Source organism: Stenotrophomonas sp. CFBP 13718 (genome assembly GCF_014842145.1).
GTDB lineage: Bacteria > Pseudomonadota > Gammaproteobacteria > Xanthomonadales > Xanthomonadaceae > Stenotrophomonas.
The window spans coordinates 1-23,061 of sequence record NZ_JACYVC010000002.1 but is presented as its reverse complement, the minus strand read 5'-3'; the positions used below and the strand labels follow the sequence as shown (position 1 = coordinate 23,061).

Genomic DNA, 23,061 nt, shown 5'->3' with positions numbered 1-23,061 from the left:
CGAGTCCTTTCAGCGTTGCTGCGATGATTCGCGCAGCACCAGTTTCACCGGGATGCTCATCCCCTCGGCGGTTTCACCAGCCACCAGCGCCAACAGTTTTTCCACCAGCAGTTGACCCGCCTGCTTGGTGTCCTGCGCTACGGTGGTGAGCGGGGGCGATACGGAAGCGGCCAGCGGGATGTCATCGAAGCCGGTGACCATGACGTCCTGCGGCACGCGCAGGCCGTGTTCGCGCAGGGCGCGCAGTGCGCCGATGGCGATCAGGTCACTGGCCGCGCAGATCGCATCGAACGGCACGTCACGCGCCAGCAGTACTTCGCAGGCGGTCTGGCCATACTCTTCAGTGGTGATCGCATCGACCTGCAGCTGCGGATCGGCCAGCAGGCCGCGAGCTTCGAGCGCGGCGACATGCCCGCGATAACGCTCTTCGAACTCCGGGTAATGGCTGGACGCGTGGCCCAGGAAGGCGATACGCGTGCAGCCCTGGTCGAGCAGATGGGCGGTGATGTCGAAGCCGCCCTGGTAGTTGTCGCTGCCGATCGACACGCCGGGCTGGCCGGGCAGGGCGGCGCCCCAGCGCACGAAATGCGTGCCTTGCTCCACCAGCCGCTGCAGGCGAGTCAGGGACTCGTGGTAGTCGCCGTAGCCGAGCAGGATGATGCCGTCGGCCTTGTTGCTGTCTTCGTAATCAGTATGCCAATCGGTGGACAGCTGCTGGAACGACACCAGCAGGTCGCGGCCGTGCAGCGCGCAGGCGCGGGTGATCGAACCCAGCATGGCGTGGAAGAATGGATTGATCAGCGAATCGTCGGTGGTGGGGTCTTCGAAGAACAGCAGCGCCAGCGTGCCGGCATTGCGCAGGCGCAGGCTGGAGGCGTTCTTGTCCACCTTGTAGTTCAGCTCGCGGGCGATGGCGATGATGCGCTCGCGGGTTTCGGCATTGACCATCGGGCTGCCGCGCAGGGCACGCGACACCGTGGGCTGGGATACCCCGGCCAAGTGGGCGATGTCCAAGGACGTGGCTTTGCCTTTGATGGTCATGAATGCGGCACTGGGATGATGCCGTCATGATGCCATGGGCTGATACGAGTGGCCGGGTGCCGGGATGGTGTTGGGCGACGCCGGGTAGCCACCTGCGCGGGAGCGCAAGGTGGCGGACGGTGCGAGGTCACAGTACCGGCTGAGCATAACCCCCCAATAGCCCGGTGGATCCGAAGATCCCCGCGCACCGCCCGCCATGGAAATCAGCGGGAGATGCATACTCTGCCCTGACTGCAAACAAGGGCAAAGCGCGGGGCGGTACTGCTCAGGTGGGGACTGTGATCCCCGCTGGCCCCAATGGACCAGCCCCGTCATCCTGCGCAGGAACGCCCCGAGCGGCTATGGGCAAAGCTGCAATCTGTCGGTACACGACGCCGAGCACGGCTCGGCGCTACCCAGCCCCGGCCGCCCGCAGCCCTCGACTACCCCGTAAACCGGTAGCGCCGAGCCACGCTCGGCGGAGGCCCAACGCAGGCCAGCACCAGCGCTGCCCCGCTACCCCGAGGCGCCGAGCCATGCTCTGTGGGGCCGTACACAAGCAGATTCCGACCCCTCAGGACCCTTCCGCCAGCCGAGTCCCACGCCCGTCCGGTGGTAACATGGGGCGTTCTGCAATCCCCCCAATTCACTGGGGTGGTCCCGCGCCGGCGCCCCCAAGGCCCGCCCGGACCGTCCCCGGACAACGGAAGAACACTCCTATGGCGCGTGGCATCAATAAAGTCATCCTGGTCGGCAACCTCGGCAACGACCCGGACGTGAAGTACACCCAGGGCGGCATGGCCATCACCCGTATCAGCCTGGCCACCACCAGCGTCCGCAAGGACAAGGATGGCAACCAGCAGGAGCGCACCGAGTGGCACCGCGTGGTGTTCTTCGGCAAGCTCGGCGAAATCGCCGGTGAATACCTGCGCAAGGGCAGCTCGGTGTACGTCGAAGGCAGCCTGCGTTACGACAAGTACACCGGTCAGGATGGCGTGGAAAAGTATTCCACCGACATCATTGCCGATGAAATGCAGATGCTCGGCGGTCGCGGTGAAGGCGGCGGTGGCGGCGGTGCAGGTGCAGGCGCCGGTGGCAACTACGGCGGCGATCGTCCGCAGCGCCAGCAGGCCCCGCGCCAGGAATACGGTGGTGGTGGTGGTGGCGGCGGTGGCGGTGGTCAGCGCCAGGGCGGCCAGGGTGGTCAGGGCGGCGGCTACGGCCAGCAGCGTCCCCAGCAGCAGCCGCAGCAGGCGCCGCCGATGGACGACTTCGCTGACGACGATATTCCGTTCTGACGGAGAGTCTGCTGCCAGCTTTCGAAACGTTTCAAAGAGCCCCGTTTTGACGGGGCTTTTTTGTGGCCGACGGACCGGTCAACGATGCCCCGCGCGCGCCGTCTTGTGCCCCGCAGCATGCGTTTTCGTGCACTGCGTCTTGCAAAAAATCGATGACCTCCTCTATGGTGCAATCGATTGCATTGCAGCAAATCGATAGCGTTTGAAACCGGTTGGGAGGCCGGCAGGTGGATGTCCATCCATTCGAACGGACCGGTCCAAGCCCCGGGGTTCACGCGACGGGATGCGCTCCGCATGGCCCTGGCCGGCAGCGCGGCCTTGGGTGCTGCCAGCGTGTTAACCGCGCGCGCCACACCCGCCGCCGCACCGCTCAAGGGCAATCTCAAGCACTCCGTCGCCCGCTGGACCTTCCCGCACTTATCGGTCGCCCAGCTCTGCCAGACGGTGAATGAAATAGGCTTTGCCGCAATCGATCTGGTCGGCCCGAAGGACTGGCCCACGCTGAAGGCCCATGGCGTGTACAGCTCGATGTGCAACGGCGCGGAGATCAGCCTGGAAAAAGGCTTCGCAGATCGCCGGTTCCACGATGAACTTGTAGCGCGCTACACCCGGCAGATCGACCTGGTCGCCGATGCCGGCTACCGCAACCTCATCTGTTTTTCCGGCAATCGCAACGGCAGGGACCCGCTGCAGGGCATGGCCGATGCCGAGGCCGGACTCAAACGCATCCTCGGCCATGCCGAGAAGCGCGGCGTCGTGCTGGTCATGGAGTTGTTGAACTCCAAGGTCGATCACCCGGATTATCTGTGCGACCACTCCGCATGGGGCGTGGCACTGTGCCAGCGGATCGGGTCGGCGCATTTCGGCCTGCTGTACGACATCTACCACATGCAGATCATGGAGGGCGACATCATCGCCACCATCGGCAGGCACCACGCGCATTTCAAGCATTACCACACCGCGGGCGTGCCTGGCCGGCACGAGATTGGAGACCAGCAGGAACTCCAGTATCCCGCCATCTGTCGCGCGATCCGCGACACCGGTTTCGATGGATATCTGGCGCAGGAATTCATGCCTGCAGCGCCCGATCCCGTCGGTTCGCTGCGCGAGGCAATACGCCTCTGCGACGTCTGAAACGATATCCACCAAGGTGAAGTAGACCCCATGGCAGACAATCATTACGACGCGATCGTCGTCGGCTCCGGAATCAGTGGCGGTTGGGCAGCAAAGGAACTGACCGAGAAAGGACTCAAGGTGCTGATGCTCGAACGCGGACGCAACATCGAGCACGTGAAGGGCTACGTCAACGCGATGAAGGAGGCGTGGGATTTCCCGCACCGCAACCGGCCGACCCAGGCGATGAAGGCCGACTTTCCGGTGTTGATGCGCGACTACGGTCTTGCCGAGAATCTTGAGGGCATGTGGGCCGACGAAAAGGACTCGCCGTACGTCGAGACCAAGCGATTCGACTGGTTCCGTGGTTATCACGTGGGTGGCCGATCGCTGATGTGGGGGCGGCAGAGTTATCGCCTGTCGGATCTGGATTTCGAGGCGAACCTCAAGGATGGCATCGCCACCGACTGGCCGATCCGCTATGCCGACATCGCGCCCTGGTACGACCACGTGGAGAAGTTCGCCGGCATCGCCGGCACGCGCGAAGGGCTGGACGTGTTGCCGGATGGCGAGTTCCTGCCACCGATTCCACTGAACATCGTCGAAAAGGACGTGGCCGCGCGGATCAAAAAGGCATTCGGCGGCACACGCCACATGATCCACTCGCGCACCGCCAACATCACCCAGCCCAAGGTGGAGCAGGGCCGGGTCAACTGCCAGTACCGCAACAAGTGCATCCTGGGCTGCCCCTTCGGTGCCTATTTTTCGACCCAGTCGGCGACGTTGCCGGCGGCGATGAAGACCGGCAACCTGACCTTGCGGCCCTTCTCCATCGTCAAGGAAGTGCTGTATGACAAGGATCGCAAGCGGGCGCGTGGCGTGGAGATCATCGATGCTGAGAACGGACAGACCTATCAGTACACGGCCAACGTCATCTTCCTCAACGCTTCCTCGTTCAACTCCAGCTGGCTGCTGATGAACTCGGCCACCGATGTCTGGGAAGGCGGGCTGGGCTCTTCGTCCGGCGAGCTGGGGCACAACGTGATGGACCATCATTTCGGTGCCGGGGCTTCCGGCCGCGTCGAGGGGTACGATGACAAGTACTACTTCGGACGTCGTCCTTGCGGCTTCTATATCCCACGCTTCCGCAACGTGGCCACGGACAAGCGCGGTTACCTGCGCGGGTTCGGTTACCAGGGCGGCGCCAGCCGCAACGGCTGGTCACGTGAGATCGCCGAGCTGAACATCGGCGCCGACCTGAAGGATGCGCTGACCCAGCCGGGCGACTGGCGCATCGGCATGACCGGATTCGGCGAGATGCTGCCCCATCACGACAATACGATCCGCCTGGACAGTGACAAGCGAGATAAGTGGGGGCTGCCCGTGTTGGCGATGGACGTGTCGATGCGCGCGAACGAAACGGCCATGCGCAAGGACATGGCTGCCGATGCTGCCGAGATGCTGGAGGCCGCCGGCGTGAAAGACGTGGAGATGCACGACCATGACTACGCGCCGGGCAAGGGCATCCACGAAATGGGCACCGCGCGCATGGGCCGTGACCGCAGCAACTCCGTGCTGAACCAGCACAACCAGGTCTGGGATGCGCCCAATGTCTATGTCACTGACGGCGCCTGCATGACCTCCAGTGCCTGCGTGAATCCTTCGCTGACCTACATGGCGCTGACCGCACGGGCAGCTGACCATGCAGTGCGCGAGCTGAAAGCGGGGAACCTGTGATGGACCGCCGCGAACTGCTGAAGATGATCGTCGCCGCCACCGGCGCGGCGATGGTCGGCCTGCCTGCGCTGGTCCATGGGCAGGCGCCTGCCGCCGGAGCGAAGCGCGTCTTCTCCGCCGCCGATGTCGCCATGCTGGATGAGATCGCTGAAACCATCCTGCCGCGCACCCGCACACCGGGGGCGAAGGATGCAGGCGCCGGTGCCTTCATGGCGACATTCGTCACCGACTGCTACACCCCCGCGCAGCAGACGACGTTCCGCGCTGGCCTGGCCGACATCGACAAACGCGCCGGCGGCCAGTTCGTGGCGCTCACCGCGCCCGACCGCACCGAGTTGCTGCGCGCGCTGGATGCGGAGGCCAGGAAACGCGCTGTCGACGTGGACGAAACCGGAATGACCGGAGCGGGCGAAAAAATGCCGCACTACTTCACGATGATCAAGCAATTGACACTCTTCGGTTTCTTCACCTCGAAGGTCGGCGCGACCGAGGTGCTGCGGTATGTGGCCGTGCCGGGTCGCTACGACGGCGACGTGCCCTATTTCCCCGGCACGCCGGCGTGGGCAACCGGCTGATGGCCCGCCACGAAGCGCTTCCTCGTCTCTTTCCGGGAACTACGATGATCAGACCTTTGCTGATGGCTACCGGGCTGCTCGCGGCGGCGCCTGCGTTCGCGCAGGCCGGCGGCGAGCCCGCGCGCGATCCAACCAGGACCGAGGTGTGGACGCCGGTGCCCGCGACCGTGGCCACGCCCGTGGGGAGGGCGCCTTCCGATGCGATCGTGCTGTTCGATGGCAAGGACCTTTCCGCGTGGGAGTCGGAGCAGGGCGGACGCGTGCCGTGGCGTGTCGACGACGGTGCGCTGACCGTGGTGCCGGGCAGCAAGGGCATCCGCACCCGGCAGCGGTTCTGCGATATCCAGCTGCACGTTGAATGGCGCTCGCCCAGCGCGACCGCAGGTTTTGACGGCCAGAACCGCGGCAACAGCGGCATCTTCCTGCAGGACCTGTACGAACTGCAGGTGCTCGACAGTTACCACAACCCGACCTATGCCAACGGCCAGGCCGGCTCGATCTACAAGCAGGCGATGCCCTTGGTGAACGCCTCGCGTGCGCCGGGGGAGTGGCAGGCCTACGACATCATCTGGAAGGCGCCGCGCTTCTCGCAGGGCGGTGGGCTGATCTCACCTGCGCGCATCACCGTGCTGCACAACGGCGTGCTGGTGCAGGACGATACCATGCTGGCGGGCAGGACCGAATACATCGGCGCCCCTTCGTACGCGCCGCATGACTGCGCGCCGATCTCGCTGCAGGAACACGATTCCAAGGTCAGCTACCGCAACATCTGGGTGCGCGAACTGTAGCGGCGCAGCGCGGCGCCGCGCCGGGATACTACTTCGCCAGATAGCTGGCGATGTCGTCGATCTCCTGCTGTGTCAGGTGGGAAAAGGGCGGCATCAGGCCGCCGCCTTTGCTGATCTTCTCTTTGATCTCGGCGGGCTGCAGCCGCTTGCCGACGTCGGTGAGTGCGGGGAACGCGCCTGGCATGCCCGCGCGGTCAGCGCCGTGGCAGGCCGTGCAGTGGGTTGCGTAGAGCGTCGCGCCGGCGGCAGGGTCGTCCTTGCTCCACGCCGCGGTGGCAAGTGTCGACGCCCATAGCACCACGGCGATTTTCAGGATCTTTTTCAAACGGGGCTCCTTGGCGTGCTAGCGCGGTGCGCTGGCTGGCAGGGTGGCGGTCAGGTGATTGCGCAGGTAGTCCGCGCCGGTCTGGATGACCGCGGCCGGATCACGCGGATGGTCGTGCTCGACGATGTACCACTGCACGCCGGCCGCTTTTGCAGCAGGCAGGATCGCGCGCCAGTCCAGCACGCCCTGGCCCATGGCCGCGAAGCCACCTTCGTCTGCGGCGCGGCCTTTCGGCGCATTGTCCTTGGCGTGTATCGCGAACAGGCGGCCTTGGAACTTTGCCAGCATCACGGCCGGGTCATGGCCGGCACGCGCGACCCAAGCCACGTCCAGCTCGGTCTGCAGATCAGGGCCGGCCGCTGCGAACAGCAGTTCCAGGCCTGTGCGGCCATCGAAGTCGACCAGTTCGAAGTCGTGGTTGTGGTAAGCCAAGTGCATGCCCTTGGCCCGCAACCGCGTCGAGATGCGGCCAAGTTCCTTGCCCAGTGCGGTCCAGCCGGCCGCATCGGTCGGCCGATCCTTCTCGTCCAGATACGGCACCACAAGCGTGGTATTGCCGACCGACCGGTTGAAGGCGACCGCGCCGTCCAGATCCTTGCGCAGGTCGGCCAGCTGTACGTGGGAGGAAATGACCTTTATCGAGTATTTTTCCAGCAGTTGCTTGAGTTCAACGGCGCTGACGTTCTGCGTGCCGACCGTCTCCACTGCGTCCACGCCCGCGTCGTGGACGATCTTCAACTGTTGGTCGAGCGTGCCCGCGTCGCGCAGCGTGTACATCTGCACGGCAATCGGCTTCTGCGGGGCGGTCGCTTCGCGTGCGAAGGCGGGCAGGGCAGCGAGCACCAGCAGTGCGAGGGTGGCAGTCCGGCGTGCGGCGATGTTCATCAACACATCCTCTTGGGATTCAACCGATGGGGGTCCAGGCGCGTGTCCTGGCCGATGCAATGACGCGGTCGACAATCCGTGCCGAGCGCACGCCGTCTTCGAAGGTGGGAAGGCCCTGCGGCTGCTCGCCATGGATAGCGCGATAGGTGTCGGCGACGAACGCCTCGAAACAGGTCGCGTAGCCCTGCGCATGCCCGGCCGGCAACACCGACAGGCGGCGCTGTTCGGCACTGCCGGCGCCCGGCCCACGCACGAAGCGCTCCTCGCGCTGGTCAGGCCGGCCGATCCACAGCCGTTCGGCGTCCTCCTGGTTGAACGCGACGCTCGCCCTGGCGCCATCGATCTCGAACCAGAGGCGGTTGTGGCGTCCCGCCGAGACCTGGCTGACCGTCAACGAGGCGAGCGTGCCCGTGCTGGTTCTGAACATCGCCGCCGCCACGTCCTCGCTCGCGACCGCCTGCATCGCGCCGCCCGCCGCCGGCGTGCTGAAGCTCTGCCCGGTGAGCGTGCCGCGCTCGTCGATCACGGTGGCGAACGCCGCGCTGACGTCGACGAAGCGCTCGCCGCCGACCCATTCCACCAGGTCGCACCAGTGCGAGCCGATGTCGGCGAACACGCGTGAAGCACCGCCCAGGGCGGGGTCCACGCGCCAGTTGTTGCTGGCAGGGTCCAGCAGCCAGTCCTGCAGGTAGCTGCCGTGGATCAGGTGCAGCGGGCCCAGTTCGCCCTGCGCGATACGCTCGCGTGCCTCACGCACCACGGGGTGATAACGGTAGACGAAGGGCACCGTCGCGACCCGCCCGGTCGACGCGGCCATTGTCGCCAGGGCCTGGGCGTCTTCCAGCGTGGTGGCCAGCGGTTTCTCACAGATCACGTGCTTGCCGGCTTCCAGTGCCGCCTGTGCCATGGCGCGGTGCAGGTGGTTGGGTGTGCAGATGTGCACGACCTGTACCTGCGGATCGGCGAGCAGTTCGTCGATATCGCGGTAGCCGCGCGGGACATTCCACGACTGCGCCACCTCACGCGCGCGCTGCGCGGAAGAGGCGGCGACACCGCGGACCGCGGCCCCGGCCAGCACGGCCGCGCGACGGTGCACGGCGCCGATCATGCCGGTGCCGACGATGGCGATTCCGAGTGCGTGCATCGGCTGGGGTCCTCAGGGCGTGGAAGGTGTGGCTGCGCCGACCGGCCGGTCGCGGAACAGCAGCAGGAAGGCGATCAGTACGATCAGTGCGACGCCTGCCGGGAACAGCCAGATCTTCTGCCAGTCCGGGCCGGCTGCCGTGGTGTAGTGCTCGACCACCGCGCCGGACAGGAATGTGCCGATCAACATGCCCACGCCGTAGGTGGCGAGGGTGATGAATCCCTGCGCGCTGCTGCGTGCGGCGGGGCCGGCATGGGCATCGGTGTAGATCTGGCCGGTGACGAAGAAAAAGTCGTAGCAGATGCCGTGCAATACGATGCCGAGCACCAGCAGGCTGAAGCCGCCGCCTGCATCGCCGAAGGCGAACATGACATAGCGCAGCACCCACGCGGCCATGCCCACGGCCAGCATCGTCTTGACCCCCAACCGCACGAACAGGAACGGCATCGCCAGCATCAGCAGGACTTCGGATACCTGTCCCAGCGACTGCAGGCCGGCCGCGCCGCGCACGCCCAGATCGTTGAGATACGGGTTGGTGAAGTTGTAGTAGAACGCCAGCGGGATGCAGATGGCGATGGAGGCCAGGAAGAACACCAGGTAGGAGCGCGACTTCAGCAGCCGCAGCGAATCCAGTCCCAGGATCTGCCCCATCCCGGCGTCGCGCTGTCGGGCCAGCGGCGGCGTGTGCGGCAGGGTGAAGGCATACAGCCCCAACGCCAGCGAGGCCATCGCCGCCATGCGGAAGGTCAGCTCAAGCCGATGCGCCTGTTCCCAGCCCAGCCAGCCGATCAGCACGCCCGCTACGATCCAGCCGACGCTGCCAGCCACACGCACCAGGGGGAACTGCTTTTCAGGCGACTGCATGTGCCGCATCGCCACGCTGTTGGCCAGCGCCAAGGTGGGCATGAACAGCAGCATGTAGCCCATGACGCAGGCAGAAAACGTGCCGAAGTCCGTTGCCGTGGATGCCATCCACATGAGCACCGCGCCGGCGAGGTGCAGCACCGCGAGGATGCGCTGCGCGGCGAAGTAGCGATCGGCGACCAGGCCGACCAGGAAGGGGGCCACGATGGCGCCGATGGACTGGCTGAGGAAGGCCGTCGCCACCTGGCTTGCAGTGGCCTGCAGCGGGCCCTGCACCAGGTACGTGCCCAGGGTCACGAACCATGCGCCCCAGATGAAGAACTGCAGGAACATCATCGCGCCCAAGCGCGACATGGTGTGCGTCATGGCTACCCCTCCCAGGGCGGTAATGGTTCAGATCCCCAGCATGCGGTGCAGTGATTCCGTATCAGTGCCGCTGTCGGCGAAGTCATCAAAAGCACGTTCGGTTACGCGGATGATGTGGTCGCGGATGAAGGCGGCGCCCTCCCGCGCGCCATCTTCCGGGTGCTTCAGGCAGCACTCCCACTCCAGCACCGCCCAGCCCGGGAAATCGTATTGGGCGAACTTCGAGAAGATCGCCTTGAAGTCGATCTGGCCGTCGCCGAGCGAACGGAACCGTCCGGGTCGATCGATCCAGTCCTGGTATCCGCCATACACCCCACTGCGCGCACTGGGACGGAACTCCGCGTCCTTGACGTGGAAGATGCCGATGCGCGCGTGATAGCGATCGATGAAGCCGAGGTAGTCGATCTGCTGCAGCAGCAGGTGGCTGGGGTCGTACAGGATCTTTGCGCGGGGATGGTGGTCCACCACGTCGAGGAAGCGCTCGAATGTGGCGCCATCGTGCAGGTCCTCGCCCGGATGGATCTCGAAGCACAGGTCCACGCCGCAGGCATCAAAGGTATCCAGGATGGGACGCCAGCGGCGGCCGAGTTCGGCGAACGCCTCGTCCACCAGCCCTTGCGGACGCTGCGGCCAGGGATAGAAGTAAGGCCAGGCCAGTGCGCCGGAGAACGTGGCATGCGCCGTCAGACCCAGCCGCTGGCTGGCCTTGGCGGCCAACATCAGTTGGTCGACTGCCCAGGCCTGGCGGGCGGCGGGATCGCCGCGTTTGTCGGGCGGTGCGAATCCGTCGAACAGGCTGTCGTAGGCGGGATGGACGGCGACCAGTTGCCCTTGCAGATGGGTGGACAGTTCGGTGATCTGCACGCCCTGTGCGGCCAGCGTGCCAGCGATGTCGTCGCAGTACGTCTGGCTGCGCGCGGCCTCGGCCAGATCGAACAGGCGCGGATCGCCGGTGGGCACTTGCAGGCCAGAATAGCCCAAGCCTGCGGCCCACTTGGCCAGCGTATCCAGCCGATCAAAGGGAGGTGTTTCACCGATGAATTGCGCCAGGAACAGCGCGGGACCCTTGAGCGTTTTCAAGCGGATTCGCCCTCGATGCAATCGATTGCATTATCCTAGCAGGGCCTCCTCCAAGAGCTGTTGTGCGCTGCACAGCGGAACCATGAACTGACGCAATGGCCACGATCTACGACATCGCAAAGCACGTCGGTGTGTCTGCTGGCACGGTGTCGCGCGCGCTTTCCCGGCCGGAAAAAGTCCTGCCGGCCACGCGTACCCGCATCGAGCAGGCCGCCGCCGCGCTGGGCTATGTCCCCAACACGGTGGCCCGCACGCTGAAGACGCAGCGCAGCGGCAAGATCCTGGTCACCGTGCCGGACATCGCCAATCCGTTCTTCGCCCAGATCCTGCAGGGTGCGGAGGACGCGGCGCAGGCCGTCGGCTACGCCGTGCTGCTGGGCGATACCCAGGATAAGCCCGACCGCGAAGAGCGCTATGCGCAGATGCTCCGGCGCAACGAGGCTGACGGGCTGATCGTGTTGGGGCATCGCCTTCCGCCGACAGCGGAGGCGATCGTCCAGCAGTTGGGCGCCGCCGCGCCGGTGGTCAATGGATGCGAGTTCGACCCTGCGTTGGGCATCCCCAGCGTGCACATCGACAACGTGGCCGCTGCGCGCGCCGTGATGGAACACCTGTACGGGCTGGGACACGAGCACATCGCCGTGGTCGGCGGCCCGCCCGACAATCCGCTGCACCGGCAGCGGCTGGAGGGGGTGGAGGCGGCCGGCAGGGCACGCGGACGCCTGCGCAGCCTGAGCAGGGTGCCGGGCGATTTTTCAGTGGAGTCCGGCCATGCCGCGGCGATGGCGCTGTTGGCCCGCGCTTCGGTGCCGACCGCGATCTTCTGCTTCAGCGACCAGATGGCGCTCGGCGCCCTGGCGGCCTGCCGGGACAAGGGCATCCGTGTGCCGGAAGACGTGTCCATCGTCGGCTTCGACGACCTGGCGTCGTCGCGTTACCTCACGCCGGCGCTGACGACCATCAGGCAACCCATGCGCGAGATCGGTGTGCGCGCGGTCGGCCTGTTGCTCGCCATCATCGATGGGGTGGAGGAGCCGCTGCAGCAGACGCTGGATTTCAGTCTGATGGTTCGGGGCTCGACGGCTGCGCCAAAGAACGGCTGAGGAACGAGGCTGCAGCCTCCACCTTGAAGCCCCATGCTGCAGTGCAACTTTTCAATTGTAGTATTATTTGTTTTTATCCTCAGCGCAGGGCCTACAAGCCCTTGACCCCAGCGCGAGGTGTAGTTGTCCATGGTGGTGTTGAGCAACGTACATGGCCTGCAGGCAGAGATTGCGCAGCACGGCGCAGCGCTCGCGGCGATGCGCGTGCCCGACCGCGGTGGCCATCTGGCAGACGTGGTGCTGGGACATCTGGATGCGACCGCCCGCCGCGAGAGCAGGTCATTTCTGGGCAGCAGCATAGGCCGGGTGGCGGGGCGCATCAGCGGCGCTTGCTTCGATCTGGACGGCCAGCAGCACACGCTGGCATCGGTGGATGGCCGCACGTGCCTTCACGGCGGTCCGGCAGGCTTCGATACGCGGCCGTGGCAATGGCTGGACGTGCAGACCGACCGTGCCCGCCTTCAGCTGATCAGCCCCGATGGTGACCAGGGCTTTCCCGGTGAACTGCGGATCACCGTCGAATACACGTTGGATGACACGGACGCATTGCACGTGGAGTACACCGCGACCTGCGGCCGTGCGACGGCGGTCAGCCTCACCCCTCACCCGTTCTGGAACCTCGCCGGCGAAGGGGCGGGCACCGTGGACGCTCATCGGCTCACGCTGCCGGCGTCGTCGTTCCTGGAGCTGCGGCCGGATCTGACCCCTACCGGCAGACGCCTGGACGTCACTGGCAGTGCGTTTGATTTCCGCGACGAACGTGCGCTCGGTGACGGGCTGTCCGACCGCGACGACGCGCAGCTGCAGCGGGCCGCGGGCTTCGATCATTACTGGATCCTGGACACGCAGGTGCCGGGCGCCCTGCGCTTGGCCGCGCGTCTGCATGAACCGTCTTCTGGCCGCGTGCTGCACGTCTGGAGCGATCAACCCGGCCTGCAGGTGTACACCGGCAACTTCCTTGATGGCAGTCTGCAGGGACGCTCCGGCCGTCCGTACCGCGCACGCGGTGCGATCTGCCTGGAGCCACAGGGCTTCCCCGACGCGATGAACCATCCGGAGTTTCCTTCCATCGTGCTGCGCCCAGGTGAGGTCTACCGTAATCGCATCGTCTACCGCTTCAGCAAGGACACGCAATGAACGCACCACCTGAACCAACGGGGCGGCTGCACGGCAAGGTGGCCATCGTCACCGGTGCCGCCAATGGGATCGGCCACGCCATCGCCACGCTGTTCCATGCGCACGGCGCGCTGGTGGCCGGCTATGACCTGGGCGCGCCGCCGCAGGGCGACCCCGCGTTCGCGCTGTTCCAGCAAGGTGATGTCACCGATGCCGACGCGGTCAGCGCGTTCGTCGAGCACGTGGCGCAGGCCTTGGGTCGTGTCGACGTGCTGGTCAGCAATGCCGGCATGGATGTCTTCTCACCGCCGCTGGAACTGTCCGCGCAGACCTGGCAGCGCAACCTGGACGTGAACCTGGGTGGACATTGGAACTTCGCCCGCGCGGTCGTGCCGCACATGCTGCAGCAGGGCGCGGGATCGGTGGTCAACATCGCGTCGGTGCATGGCCATCGCATCATCCAGGGGGCCTTCCCGTACAACGTGGCCAAGCATGCGTTGATCGGCATGACCAAGGCACTCGGCCTGGAATACGCGGCCAAGGGCATCCGTTTCAACTCCATTTCGCCTGGCCTGATCCTGGTGGATCGCATCGAGCGCTGGTTCGACGCGCAGCCGGACCCGGCGCAGGCGCGGCAGGAACAGGAAGCGCTGCTGCCGCCCAAGCGCATCGGTGAACCGTCCGAAGTCGCGCAGACCGCGTTGTTCCTGGCCAGCGACGAAGCCCGTTTCATCAACGCGGCCGACATCCTGATCGATGGCGGCCGCAGCCAACTCTACTACTGAGCCCCCCATGAGCCTTCCTTCTCTTCCGCTTATTGCGATCCTGCGTGGCATCACGCCTGCGGAGATCCGCATGCATGTGCGCGCGTTGATCGATGCAGGCATCGCGCAGATTGAAATCCCCACCAATTCGCCGGACTGGCTGAGCAGTGTGCAGCTGGCACTGGAAGAGGCGCGCGGCGACGCCGAGGTGGGCGCGGGTACCGTACTGACGACCGCAGACGTGGATCGATTGGCCGCCACGGGTGCACGGTTGATGGTCACCCCGAATACGGACCCCGTGGTGATCGCGCATGCCCGTGCGCACGGGCTGGACGTGGCCGCCGGTTTCGCCACCGCCAGCGAGGCGTTCGCGGCGATCAACGCGGGGGCGCAGCGATTGAAGCTGTTTCCTGCAGCGCATTTCGGCCCCGGCTATGTGCGTGCGCTGAAGGCGGTGCTGCCACCTGACGTACCGCTCTATGCGGTCGGGGGCATCGGCCCGGACAATCTCGCGGCCTTCCTGCAGGCCGGATGTGCGGGGGCGGGGCTGGGCGGCGAGCTGTATCGCCCCGGCCAGGATGCCGCCACCACGGCGCGTCATGCGGGCGCCTTCGTCGCCGCCCTGCGGAGTGCCACGCCATGAAGATCACCCGCCTGACGACATATCGCGTCGCGCCGCGCTGGATGTTCCTGAAGATCGAGACCGACGAAGGCGTGGTCGGCTGGGGCGAGCCGGTCATCGAGGGCCGCGCGCGCACGGTGGAGGCCGCGGTGCAGGAGCTCGGGGAGCATCTGATCGGCAAGGACCCGGCGCGCATCAACGACCACTGGCAGGTGCTGTACCGCGGCGGCTTCTACCGGGGCGGCGCGGTGTTCATGAGTGCATTGGCCGGCATCGACCAGGCCTTGTGGGACATCAAGGGCAAGACGCTTGGCGTGCCGGTGTACCAGTTGCTTGGCGGTCTGGTGCGCGACCGCATGAAGACCTATTGCTGGGTGGGCGGTGACCGCCCGGCGGACATCATCGCGCAGATCCGCGCACGCGTTGCACTGGGCTACGACACCTTCAAGCTCAATGCCTGCGAGGAGATGCCACTGCTGGCACCCAGCCGCACCATCGATGCCGCCGTGGCCAAAGTCGCCGAGATCCGCGAAGCATTCGGTCAGACGATCGAGTTCGGCCTGGATTTCCATGGCCGCGTCGGCTGGCCGGTGGCCAAGACGCTGATCCGTGAGCTCGAACCGTACCGGCCGTTGTTCATCGAAGAGCCCGTACTGGCGGAGCAGGCGGAGTACTACCCGCGCCTTGCCGAGCAGACGGCCATCCCGCTGGCCGCCGGTGAACGCATGTTCTCGCGCACCGAGTTCAAGAGCGTCTTCGCTGCCGGTGGCCTGTCCATCGTGCAGCCGGATCTGTCGCATGCGGGCGGCATCACCGAGTGCATGAAGATCGCCGCCATGGCCGAGGCCCATGATGTCGCGCTGGCGCCGCATTGCCCCTTGGGTCCGGTTGCGCTGGCCGCGTGCCTGCACGTGGACTTCGCCAGCTGGAATGCCGTGCTGCAGGAGCAGAGCATCGGCATCCATTACAACGCCGACGGCGAGCTGCTGGACTATGTAAAGAACAAGGACGCCTTCACCATGCACGAAGGCTCCATCCTGCCCTTTACCCAGCCGGGACTGGGCGTGGACATCGACGAAGACGTGGTGATCGAACGCGCGCGGACGGCGGGTGACTGGCGCAACCCGCTGTGGCGCCACGAAGACGGGAGTGTTGCCGAATGGTAAGCATGTCGATGCGGGCCCCGGATGCCGTGCTGGCGTTCGACAGCGGCTGCACCTTGGGAGAGAGCATCGTCTGGTGCGCGCGCGAGCGGGTGTTGTGGTGGACCGATATCAAAGGTCGCCGGATCTGGCGGCAAGGGCCGGATGCGGCTGCCGGTACATGGTGGTCCACGCCTGGGCGGGTGGGTTGCCTGGCGCTGTGTGGGTCCGGACGCCTGTTGCTGGGCATGGAAGACGCGCTGTACCTGGCTGACCCGCGCGAGTGCGCCGCCGGCAGCGAATTGACGTGCGAGTGGATCTGCGACGTGCCGATGCCCGCAGCGGACATGCGCATCAACGATGGGCGCCTGGACCGCAGTGGCAACTTCGTGTTCGGGTGCATCAACGAGGGCGCGGAGCAGGCACGTACGGCGTACTTCCATCAGTACTCGCGGCGGCATGGCCTGCGTCAGCTGGCGCTGGATCCGGTGACGATCGCCAACGGCATCGGCTTCACACCCGATGGCAACGGCATGTACTACTGCGATTCGCTGCAGGGACGGATCATGCAGGTGCGCTACGACGCCGATACCGCCACCGTCGGTGCACCACAGCTCTTTGCCGTGGTCGACGGTGCCGAGCCGGACGGTGCGGCGGTTGACGCGCAGGGCCGGGTATGGGGTGCGCAGTGGGGGGCAGGGCAGGTGGTGTGTTACTCCGCTGCCGGCGCCGTAGCGCACACGGTAGACGTGCCCGCCAGGCAGCCGACCTGCGTGGCGTTCGCCGGTGATGCGCTGGACACCTTGTTCATCACCTCGGCACGCGATGGATTGGACGCTGCGCAACTGGAAGCGGAACCCGGCAGTGGCGGCGTATTCGCCAGCCGCCTGCAGGGCGTGCGCGGTCTGCCCGATAGCCGGTTCGCGGACGCATGATCGCCGTTGACTGGGGCAGCAGCAGCCTGCGTGCCTTTCGCGTGGAGAGCGATGGCCGCGTGCGTGAAACGCGCCGGACCGATCAGGGCCTGCTGCACGTGGGTGGCCGCTTCGCTGACGTGCTGGGGCAGCTGATCGACGGCTGGGACGACGCCCTGGTGGTGCTCGCCGGCATGGTCGGCAGCCGGCAGGGCTGGCAGGAAGTGCCCTACGTGCAGGCCCCCGTGGGTCTGCAGGACATCGCTGCCGGCATGCGGCTACTTGACGGCGACGCCATGCCGGGCCGCGCGCTGTGGCTGGTGCCGGGTGTGAGCTGTTTCGATGCGCATCAGGTGCCTGATGTGATGCGTGGCGAAGAGGCCCAGCTGTGCGGCCTGCTGCCGACGCTTGGCTCGGGCTCGCATCACGTGCTTCTGCCCGGTACGCACAGCAAGCACGTGCGGATAGTGGACGGCCGCATCGAAGGCTTCAGTACCTTCATGACGGGCGAGGTGTTTGCCGTGCTGCGCCAACACAGTCTGCTGGGCCGGATGATGGTCGATGCGCCGCACGATGACGCTGCATTCGCCGACGGGATGTCCATGGCGTCGCGCGGCGATGCGCTGCTGCATCACCTGTTCAGTGTGCGAACGCGCGCATTGTTCGATCAGCTCGCACCCGAGCAGTTGACCAGTTATCTGTCCGGCCTGCTGATCGGGCATGAAGTGCAGTCGCTGTCCGCTTCGGACGGCACGGTGCAGGTGATCGCCTCCGACGACCTGGCTGCGCGCTATCTGACGGCGCTGAAGCTGCGCGGCTTGCAGGCTGCACTCCACGCTGAAGAAAGCGCAGCGCGGGGCATGCACCTGCTCGCGCATGCACGTGGCCTGCCGATATAGCGCTGGCGCACCTTCGCCTCGTTTCATCTCCCACCGCCCGGTGATCCGCCGGCACCCGCAACAAGGAAGCAGGACATGCAACTTTCGGTGCTTGATACCACCATCGTACTGGTCTACCTCGCCGGTGTTTTCGTGCTGGCGCAGTGGGTATCCCGTGAGAAAGCAGGCCACGTGAAGGACGCCAAGGATTACTTCCTGGCCAGTCGCTCGCTGCCGTGGTGGGCGGTCGGTGCCTCCTTGATCGCGGCCAACATTTCCGCCGAACAGATCATCGGCATGTCCGGCTCCGGTTATGCCATCGGCCTGGCCATCGCCTCGTACGAATGGATGGCGGCGCTGACCCTGCTGATCGTGGGCAAATGGTTCCTGCCGGTGTTCCTGCGCAACGGCATCTACACCATGCCGCAGTTCCTTGAGCAACGTTACGGCAGCCGCATCCGTACGCTGATGGCGGTGTTCTGGCTGGGCCTGTACGTGTTCGTCAACGTCACCTCCATCCTGTGGCTGGGCGCGATCGCGGTCAGCCAGGTCACCGGCATGGACCAGATGCTGGCCGTGGTGCTGATCGGTGTGTTCGCCTTGCTGTACCAACTGTACGGTGGCCTGAAGGCGGTCGCCCTGACCGACATCGTGCAGGTGTCGCTGCTGGTGCTGGGCGGTCTGCTGGTGACCGGGCTGACACTCAACCAGCTGGGCGAAGGGGCGGGCATCGTCGCGGGCATCACCCGCCTGTGGCAGGCGCATCCGGGTCATTTCGAGATGATCCTGAGCAAGGACAACCCGTTCTACAAGGACCTGCCGGGCATCAGCGTGCTGATCGGCGGGTTGTGGATCATGAATCTCAGCTACTGGGGATTCAACCAGTACATCATCCAGCGCGCGCTGGCAGCCAAGAACATCGGCGAAGCGCAGAAGGGCGTGCTGTTTGCTGCGTTCCTGAAGCTGCTGATGCCGCTGATCGTGGTGGTGCCGGGCATCGCCGCGGTGATGCTGGCGCCGGGGCTGGAGACGCCCGACCAGGCCTACCCGACCATGATGCGCCTGCTGCCGACCGGCATCCTCGGGCTGGTCTTTGCCGCGCTGGTCGCCGCGATCGTGGCGTCGCTGGCGTCGAAGATCAATTCGGTGGCCACCATCTTCACCTTGGATTTCTACGCCAAGGGCAAGCGCCAGCACGACGAGACGCAGTTGGTGCGGGTGGGACGCATCGCCGCGGCGGTCACCGTGGTGTTGGGCATCCTGGCGGCCAAGCCGCTGCTCGGCAGCTTCGACCAGGCGTTCCAGTACATCCAGGAATACACCGGCTTCTTCACCCCGGGCATCGTGGTGATCTTCCTGTTGGGCCTGTTCTGGAAGCGCGCCAACGAGGCCGGCGCACTTGCCGCTGCCATCGGCTCGTTCGTCCTGTCGGTGGTGCTGAAGCTGGCCTGGCCTGCACTGCCTTTCATCGACCGGGTCGGCCTGGTGTTCCTGCTGGCGCTTGCGCTCGCGGTGGGCGTTTCGCTGGCCACGCCTGCCGCACCGGCCAAGGACGTGGTCCGCACCGATGATGTGGTCTACGCCACGAGTTCGTCCTTCAACGTGGGTGCCATCGCGGTCGTTGCGATCCTGGTGGCCCTGTACGCCCTGTTCTGGTGAGGAGAGAGCCATGATCACGAAGACCCTGCTGGCCGCTGCATTGGCCTTTGTCCCCCTGTTCTGCACGGCGGCCGAGGCGCGCGAGGAACTGCAACCGACCGGCCGCTTCAGCGTATATGGCCACGGTGCCGCGGCCACGCCGCCGATGGGCTGGAACCCATGGAATGCATTCCGCACGGAAGTCACCCAGGACAAGATCCTGTCCGTCGCCGAGACCATCAAGCGCAATGGCATGCAGAAGGCGGGCTACCGCTACGTCAATATCGATGACGGTTGGTGGTTGCAGCGGCGCGAAGACGGCGGCATCCAGATCCGCACCACGATGTTCCCGATGGCGGCCAGCAAAAGCGGACCGCCCAGCCTGAAGCCGTGGACGGACCACCTGCATGCCATGGGGTTCAAGGCGGGGCTGTACACCGACGTGGGCCGCAACGTCTGTTCGCAGGCACACGATGCGCACAGCCCGAACCTGCCGGTGGGGACCACCGCGCAGCGCGAGATCGGCTTGGAAGGGTTCGAGGCGAGCGACCTGGCCACCATGTTTGGCGAATGGGGATTCGATTACATCAAGGTCGATGCCTGCGGACTGGCTGACTATGGCCAAGGCAGCAGGGCGCAGGCCAGTGGGCTGTACCGCGAGGCCCGCCCGCTGATCGTGCGTCGCGATGCGCAGCAGAGTGATGCGGACAAGGTGGAAACGATGTATGCGCGCGTCGGACGCCTGCTGGCCGAGGCCAATCCGGACAACGACTTTGTCTTCTCCATCTGCCCGTGGGGCGAAGCCAACGTGGGCACGTGGGGCGGGCGGCATGGCAACCTGTGGCGCACCAGCCCGGACATCGAGCCGACCTGGGAAAGCATGCTGCACAACTTCGACACGGCATCGCGCCGCGAGCTCTATGCCGGCCCCGGCCGCTGGAATGATCCGGACATGCTCGCCGTGGGATTGGGCGAGTTCGCTGCCGAGCACATGACCGAGGCGCGGACGCATTTTTCGATGTGGACGATCCTCGCCGCGCCGCTGCTGGTGGGGTTCGACCTCAACCATGCCACGCCCGCGCAGATTGCCCTGCTGTCCAACCCGGAGGTGATCGCGGTGAACCAGGATGCGGCCGGCAACCAGGGCCGTATCGTGGCGACGGAGGGGGCCGTGCAGGTGCTGGTGAAGCCCTTGGCAGCGCGCGGCGATCGGGCCGTGCTGCTGGTCAACCGGGGCGAAAAAGAAGTCCGGGCCGGCGTGACTGCGGCGCAGATGCTGCTCAACGCGGACAGCCCGCTGCGCGCACGTGACCTGTGGCAGCAGCAGGAGATACCGGCGGCCGACGGCCGGCTCGGGTTCACCCTGCCACCGCACGGGTCGGTGCTGCTCAAGGTCAGCGGCACGCCGGCCACGGGCAGCGACATCAGCCTGGGCGAGATCACCGGGCGCATCCACGTCGCCGTGGACGGGCTGGACGGCTACAGCGCCAAGCCGGCCGAGGTGTCTGGTACGCCGCGGGTCGACGTGACGCCGGCGGGACAGCCGCTGCGCATCGGCGGCCAGGTGCAGGCGCGTGGTATCGGCATCCATGCCAACTCGCGGCTGGAAGTGCGTACCGCGCGGGAGTACGCGCGTTTCAGCGCGCTGGTGGGCCTGGATGACAGCTCCGCAGCGGGGAAGGGCAAGGTCGTGTTCCATGTATACGGCGACGGCAAGCCGCTGTTCACCAGCGCACCGCTGGGGCGTGGCGACGCGCCGGCCCGCATCGAGGTCGACACCACCGGCGTGCAGGTGCTGGAACTGGTAGCGGATGCAGGAAGCGCGAAGGGCACCACCCCGGTCGTGGTCTGGGCCGATGGCAGGCTGCGCTGAAGGCACCGCTGCGCCATGCTCGGCGGCTTCTCGCGCAGACCGCAACGATGCGCCTGGTAGCGCCGAGCCACGCTCGGCGGCTTTCCGCGCAGACCGCAACGATGCGCCTGGTAGCGCCGAGCCACGCTCGGCGGCTTTTCGCGCAGACGGTAACGGCATCCGCCGCGCACGTCCCGGCGCTACACTGACTACATGGAAATCCCGATGTTTCCCGCACAGGACCGGACATGATGGCGACGTCGAGCCGTAGCCTGCACGGGCAGATCGTGCACGAACTGGGCAAGCTGATCATCGCCGGTACGTACAAGCCCGGCGAGGTGCTGCCACGCGAGGAGCTGCTTGCAGAACAGCTGCAGGTCAGCCGTACCGCGCTGCGTGAGTCGCTGCGCGTGCTGGGCTCCAAGGGGTTGATCGAAACAAAGCAGAAAATCGGCACCCGGGTCCGCGACGCCACCCACTGGAACCTGCTGGACCCGGACGTGCTGGCCTGGCACGGCGCGGCCCTGCCGGACCTGGAGTTTGTCGAACAGCTGGCAGAGATGCGCGAACTGATCGAGCCTGCCGCTGCCGCACTGGCCGCCCAGCGCCGCACACCCGCGCAGCTCGAGCGTATCCAGCAGGCCTATGCGTCGATGGCAGCGGCCGTGGACATGGAGGCGTGGGCGGCCGCAGATCTCCGGTTCCACCATGCCGTGCTGGATGCCACCGCCAACGCGTTGCTGCGCCCGTTGTTCAGCGTGATTGAAACCGCACTCGGGAGTTACCTCCTGCTGTCTGCGCAGAAGGCCGACGCGGACTTCAAGTACTCGTTGCCCCGGCACGCACGTGTGCTGCAGGCCATTGCCGACCAGCAGCCGGAAGACGCCCGGCAGGCCATGCTGGAAATGATCGCCGATTCGCGCCGCAACCTGCGCGAGGGCGCGAGGCCTACGCCATGAGTGCCATGCCTGCGCCCGTCCTGCTGAGCAGCATCCACACCGGACGCGCGCTGCCGTACACGCGACCGGGCAGCCGCAGCGCGATTGCCAAGTCGCCGGTCGATCATCCGGTACACATCCACGCAGAGGGCATTGAAGGCGATGAGCAGGGTGACCTGCGCGTACACGGTGGGCCGGACAAGGCCATCCATCACTATCCTTTCGATCATTACGCGTTCTGGCGCGCGGACCACCCGCATGCACTGTTGGGCGCCGCTGGTGCCTTCGGCGAGAACTTCTCCAGCAGCGGATGGACCGAAGCGCACATCCATATCGCCGATGTGATCCGGGTCGGAACGGCCACGCTGCAGGTGTCGCAGGGTCGCCAGCCATGCTGGAAACTCAACGATCGATTCGGGTATGCGGACATGGCACGGACGATGCAGTCGAGCGGACGCACCGGCTGGTACTACCGCGTGCTGGAAGGCGGTACGGTGTCGCCAGGCGACACGCTGACCGTTGTGGAACGGCCGTGCGCTGATTGGCCGCTCAGCCGACTGGTGACCGTCTTGTTCGATCGCACGCTGGAACGTGAGCTGCTGGAAGAAGCCAGCCAACTGCCGCTGACCGCATCGTGGAAGAAACTGTTGTTGAACCGGCTGCAGCGTAACGAAGTGGAATCCTGGCAATCCCGGCTGCAGGGCCCTGCCGACGCATGACGGCGACCCGCCACGCGCGTCGCCGCCCGCAAGAGCCGCCTGGTAGAGCCGACTTCAGTCGGCTGCCGTACGCGGTGAACCTAGCCGCCTGGTAGAGCCGACTTCAGTCGGCTGCCGTCCGAGGTGAAGCCAGCCGACTGAAGTCGGCTCTTATTTCTTCGAGATCTGGCACTTTAGGTG

General features: G+C 66.0%; 22 protein-coding genes. 16 read left to right on the top strand and 6 right to left on the bottom strand.

Annotation, left to right across the window (positions count from 1 at the left end; genetic code table 11):
* Window positions 1-9 precede the first annotated feature (9 nt).
* Window positions 10-1,041 carry a LacI family DNA-binding transcriptional regulator gene (locus IFT58_RS03665; RefSeq protein ID WP_192081448.1) on the bottom strand — a complete coding sequence of 344 codons (1,032 nt, stop codon included), beginning with the start codon at window positions 1,039-1,041 and terminating at the stop codon, window positions 10-12.
* Window positions 1,042-1,739: 698 nt separating this feature from the next.
* Here IFT58_RS03665 and IFT58_RS03660 point away from each other — a divergent pair.
* From IFT58_RS03660 to IFT58_RS03640, 5 genes are all read left to right on the top strand, one after another.
* A complete protein-coding gene (locus IFT58_RS03660) occupies window positions 1,740-2,318 on the top strand; it encodes a single-stranded DNA-binding protein (RefSeq protein ID WP_192093941.1) in 579 nt (192 codons plus the stop codon).
* A gap of 231 nt (window positions 2,319-2,549) precedes the next feature.
* Window positions 2,550-3,452, top strand: coding sequence for a TIM barrel protein (locus IFT58_RS03655; RefSeq protein ID WP_192093940.1), 903 nt, complete (start codon window positions 2,550-2,552; stop codon window positions 3,450-3,452).
* A gap of 30 nt (window positions 3,453-3,482) precedes the next feature.
* Complete coding sequence (locus IFT58_RS03650) at window positions 3,483-5,168, top strand: GMC family oxidoreductase (protein WP_188326453.1); 1,686 nt, start codon at window positions 3,483-3,485, stop codon at window positions 5,166-5,168.
* On the top strand, window positions 5,168-5,743 hold the full coding sequence (locus tag IFT58_RS03645; protein WP_192093939.1) for a gluconate 2-dehydrogenase subunit 3 family protein: 576 nt from the start codon (window positions 5,168-5,170) through the stop codon (window positions 5,741-5,743). The genes IFT58_RS03650 and IFT58_RS03645 overlap by 1 nt, the downstream gene beginning before the upstream one ends.
* Window positions 5,744-5,787: 44 nt before the next feature.
* Window positions 5,788-6,531 carry a DUF1080 domain-containing protein gene (locus IFT58_RS03640; RefSeq protein ID WP_192093938.1) on the top strand — a complete coding sequence of 248 codons (744 nt, stop codon included), beginning with the start codon at window positions 5,788-5,790 and terminating at the stop codon, window positions 6,529-6,531.
* 28 nt (window positions 6,532-6,559) lie between these two features.
* On the opposite strand, the gene IFT58_RS03635 is transcribed toward IFT58_RS03640, so the two are convergent.
* Genes IFT58_RS03635 through IFT58_RS03615 form a run of 5 tightly spaced genes read right to left on the bottom strand, consistent with a single transcriptional unit; the run spans window position 6,560 to window position 11,195 of the window.
* The gene (locus IFT58_RS03635) at window positions 6,560-6,856 is read right to left on the bottom strand and encodes a cytochrome c (protein WP_188326456.1); all 297 of its coding nucleotides are present in this window, start codon (window positions 6,854-6,856) and stop codon (window positions 6,560-6,562) included.
* An 18-nt stretch (window positions 6,857-6,874) separates the two neighbouring features.
* The gene (locus tag IFT58_RS03630) at window positions 6,875-7,741 is read right to left on the bottom strand and encodes a sugar phosphate isomerase/epimerase (RefSeq protein WP_192093937.1); all 867 of its coding nucleotides are present in this window, start codon (window positions 7,739-7,741) and stop codon (window positions 6,875-6,877) included.
* 19 nt (window positions 7,742-7,760) lie between these two features.
* The gene (locus tag IFT58_RS03625; RefSeq protein WP_192093936.1) at window positions 7,761-8,885 is read right to left on the bottom strand and encodes a Gfo/Idh/MocA family oxidoreductase; all 1,125 of its coding nucleotides are present in this window, start codon (window positions 8,883-8,885) and stop codon (window positions 7,761-7,763) included.
* A 12-nt stretch (window positions 8,886-8,897) separates the two neighbouring features.
* Window positions 8,898-10,115, bottom strand: coding sequence for a nucleoside permease (locus IFT58_RS03620; RefSeq protein ID WP_192093935.1), 1,218 nt, complete (start codon window positions 10,113-10,115; stop codon window positions 8,898-8,900).
* Between the two features lie 27 nt (window positions 10,116-10,142).
* Window positions 10,143-11,195: a sugar phosphate isomerase/epimerase family protein gene (locus IFT58_RS03615; RefSeq protein WP_192093934.1), complete on the bottom strand. Its 1,053-nt coding sequence runs from the start codon at window positions 11,193-11,195 to the stop codon at window positions 10,143-10,145.
* A gap of 95 nt (window positions 11,196-11,290) precedes the next feature.
* On the opposite strand from IFT58_RS03615, the gene IFT58_RS03610 reads away from it, so the two are divergent.
* From IFT58_RS03610 to IFT58_RS03560, 11 genes are all read left to right on the top strand, one after another.
* Window positions 11,291-12,298 (top strand): LacI family DNA-binding transcriptional regulator, encoded by a 1,008-nt coding sequence (locus tag IFT58_RS03610; protein ID WP_192093933.1) that lies wholly within the window; start codon window positions 11,291-11,293, stop codon window positions 12,296-12,298.
* A 129-nt stretch (window positions 12,299-12,427) separates the two neighbouring features.
* On the top strand, window positions 12,428-13,435 hold the full coding sequence (locus tag IFT58_RS03605; protein WP_192093932.1) for an aldose epimerase family protein: 1,008 nt from the start codon (window positions 12,428-12,430) through the stop codon (window positions 13,433-13,435).
* Window positions 13,432-14,199: an SDR family oxidoreductase gene (locus IFT58_RS03600; protein ID WP_192093931.1), complete on the top strand. Its 768-nt coding sequence runs from the start codon at window positions 13,432-13,434 to the stop codon at window positions 14,197-14,199. Before IFT58_RS03605 ends, IFT58_RS03600 begins: the two co-directional genes overlap by 4 nt.
* The gene (locus IFT58_RS03595) at window positions 14,171-14,821 is read left to right on the top strand and encodes a 2-dehydro-3-deoxy-6-phosphogalactonate aldolase (RefSeq protein WP_343237827.1); all 651 of its coding nucleotides are present in this window, start codon (window positions 14,171-14,173) and stop codon (window positions 14,819-14,821) included. Before IFT58_RS03600 ends, IFT58_RS03595 begins: the two co-directional genes overlap by 29 nt.
* Window positions 14,818-15,966, top strand: coding sequence for a galactonate dehydratase (gene dgoD / locus IFT58_RS03590; protein ID WP_192093929.1), 1,149 nt, complete (start codon window positions 14,818-14,820; stop codon window positions 15,964-15,966). The genes IFT58_RS03595 and dgoD overlap by 4 nt, the downstream gene beginning before the upstream one ends.
* Before the next feature lie 2 nt (window positions 15,967-15,968).
* Entirely contained in the window at window positions 15,969-16,877 is a 909-nt protein-coding gene (locus IFT58_RS03585; protein WP_192093928.1) for an SMP-30/gluconolactonase/LRE family protein, read from the top strand.
* Window positions 16,874-17,755 carry a 2-dehydro-3-deoxygalactonokinase gene (locus IFT58_RS03580; protein WP_192093927.1) on the top strand — a complete coding sequence of 294 codons (882 nt, stop codon included), beginning with the start codon at window positions 16,874-16,876 and terminating at the stop codon, window positions 17,753-17,755. The genes IFT58_RS03585 and IFT58_RS03580 overlap by 4 nt, the downstream gene beginning before the upstream one ends.
* A gap of 75 nt (window positions 17,756-17,830) precedes the next feature.
* The gene (locus IFT58_RS03575) at window positions 17,831-19,393 is read left to right on the top strand and encodes a sodium/sugar symporter (RefSeq protein ID WP_192093926.1); all 1,563 of its coding nucleotides are present in this window, start codon (window positions 17,831-17,833) and stop codon (window positions 19,391-19,393) included.
* A gap of 10 nt (window positions 19,394-19,403) precedes the next feature.
* Window positions 19,404-21,245 (top strand): NPCBM/NEW2 domain-containing protein, encoded by a 1,842-nt coding sequence (locus IFT58_RS03570; protein ID WP_192093925.1) that lies wholly within the window; start codon window positions 19,404-19,406, stop codon window positions 21,243-21,245.
* Between the two features lie 227 nt (window positions 21,246-21,472).
* Window positions 21,473-22,183 (top strand): FadR/GntR family transcriptional regulator, encoded by a 711-nt coding sequence (locus IFT58_RS03565; protein WP_192081429.1) that lies wholly within the window; start codon window positions 21,473-21,475, stop codon window positions 22,181-22,183.
* 5 nt (window positions 22,184-22,188) lie between these two features.
* Window positions 22,189-22,881 (top strand): MOSC domain-containing protein, encoded by a 693-nt coding sequence (locus tag IFT58_RS03560; RefSeq protein ID WP_192093924.1) that lies wholly within the window; start codon window positions 22,189-22,191, stop codon window positions 22,879-22,881.
* The last annotated feature ends 180 nt before the right edge of the window (window positions 22,882-23,061 follow it).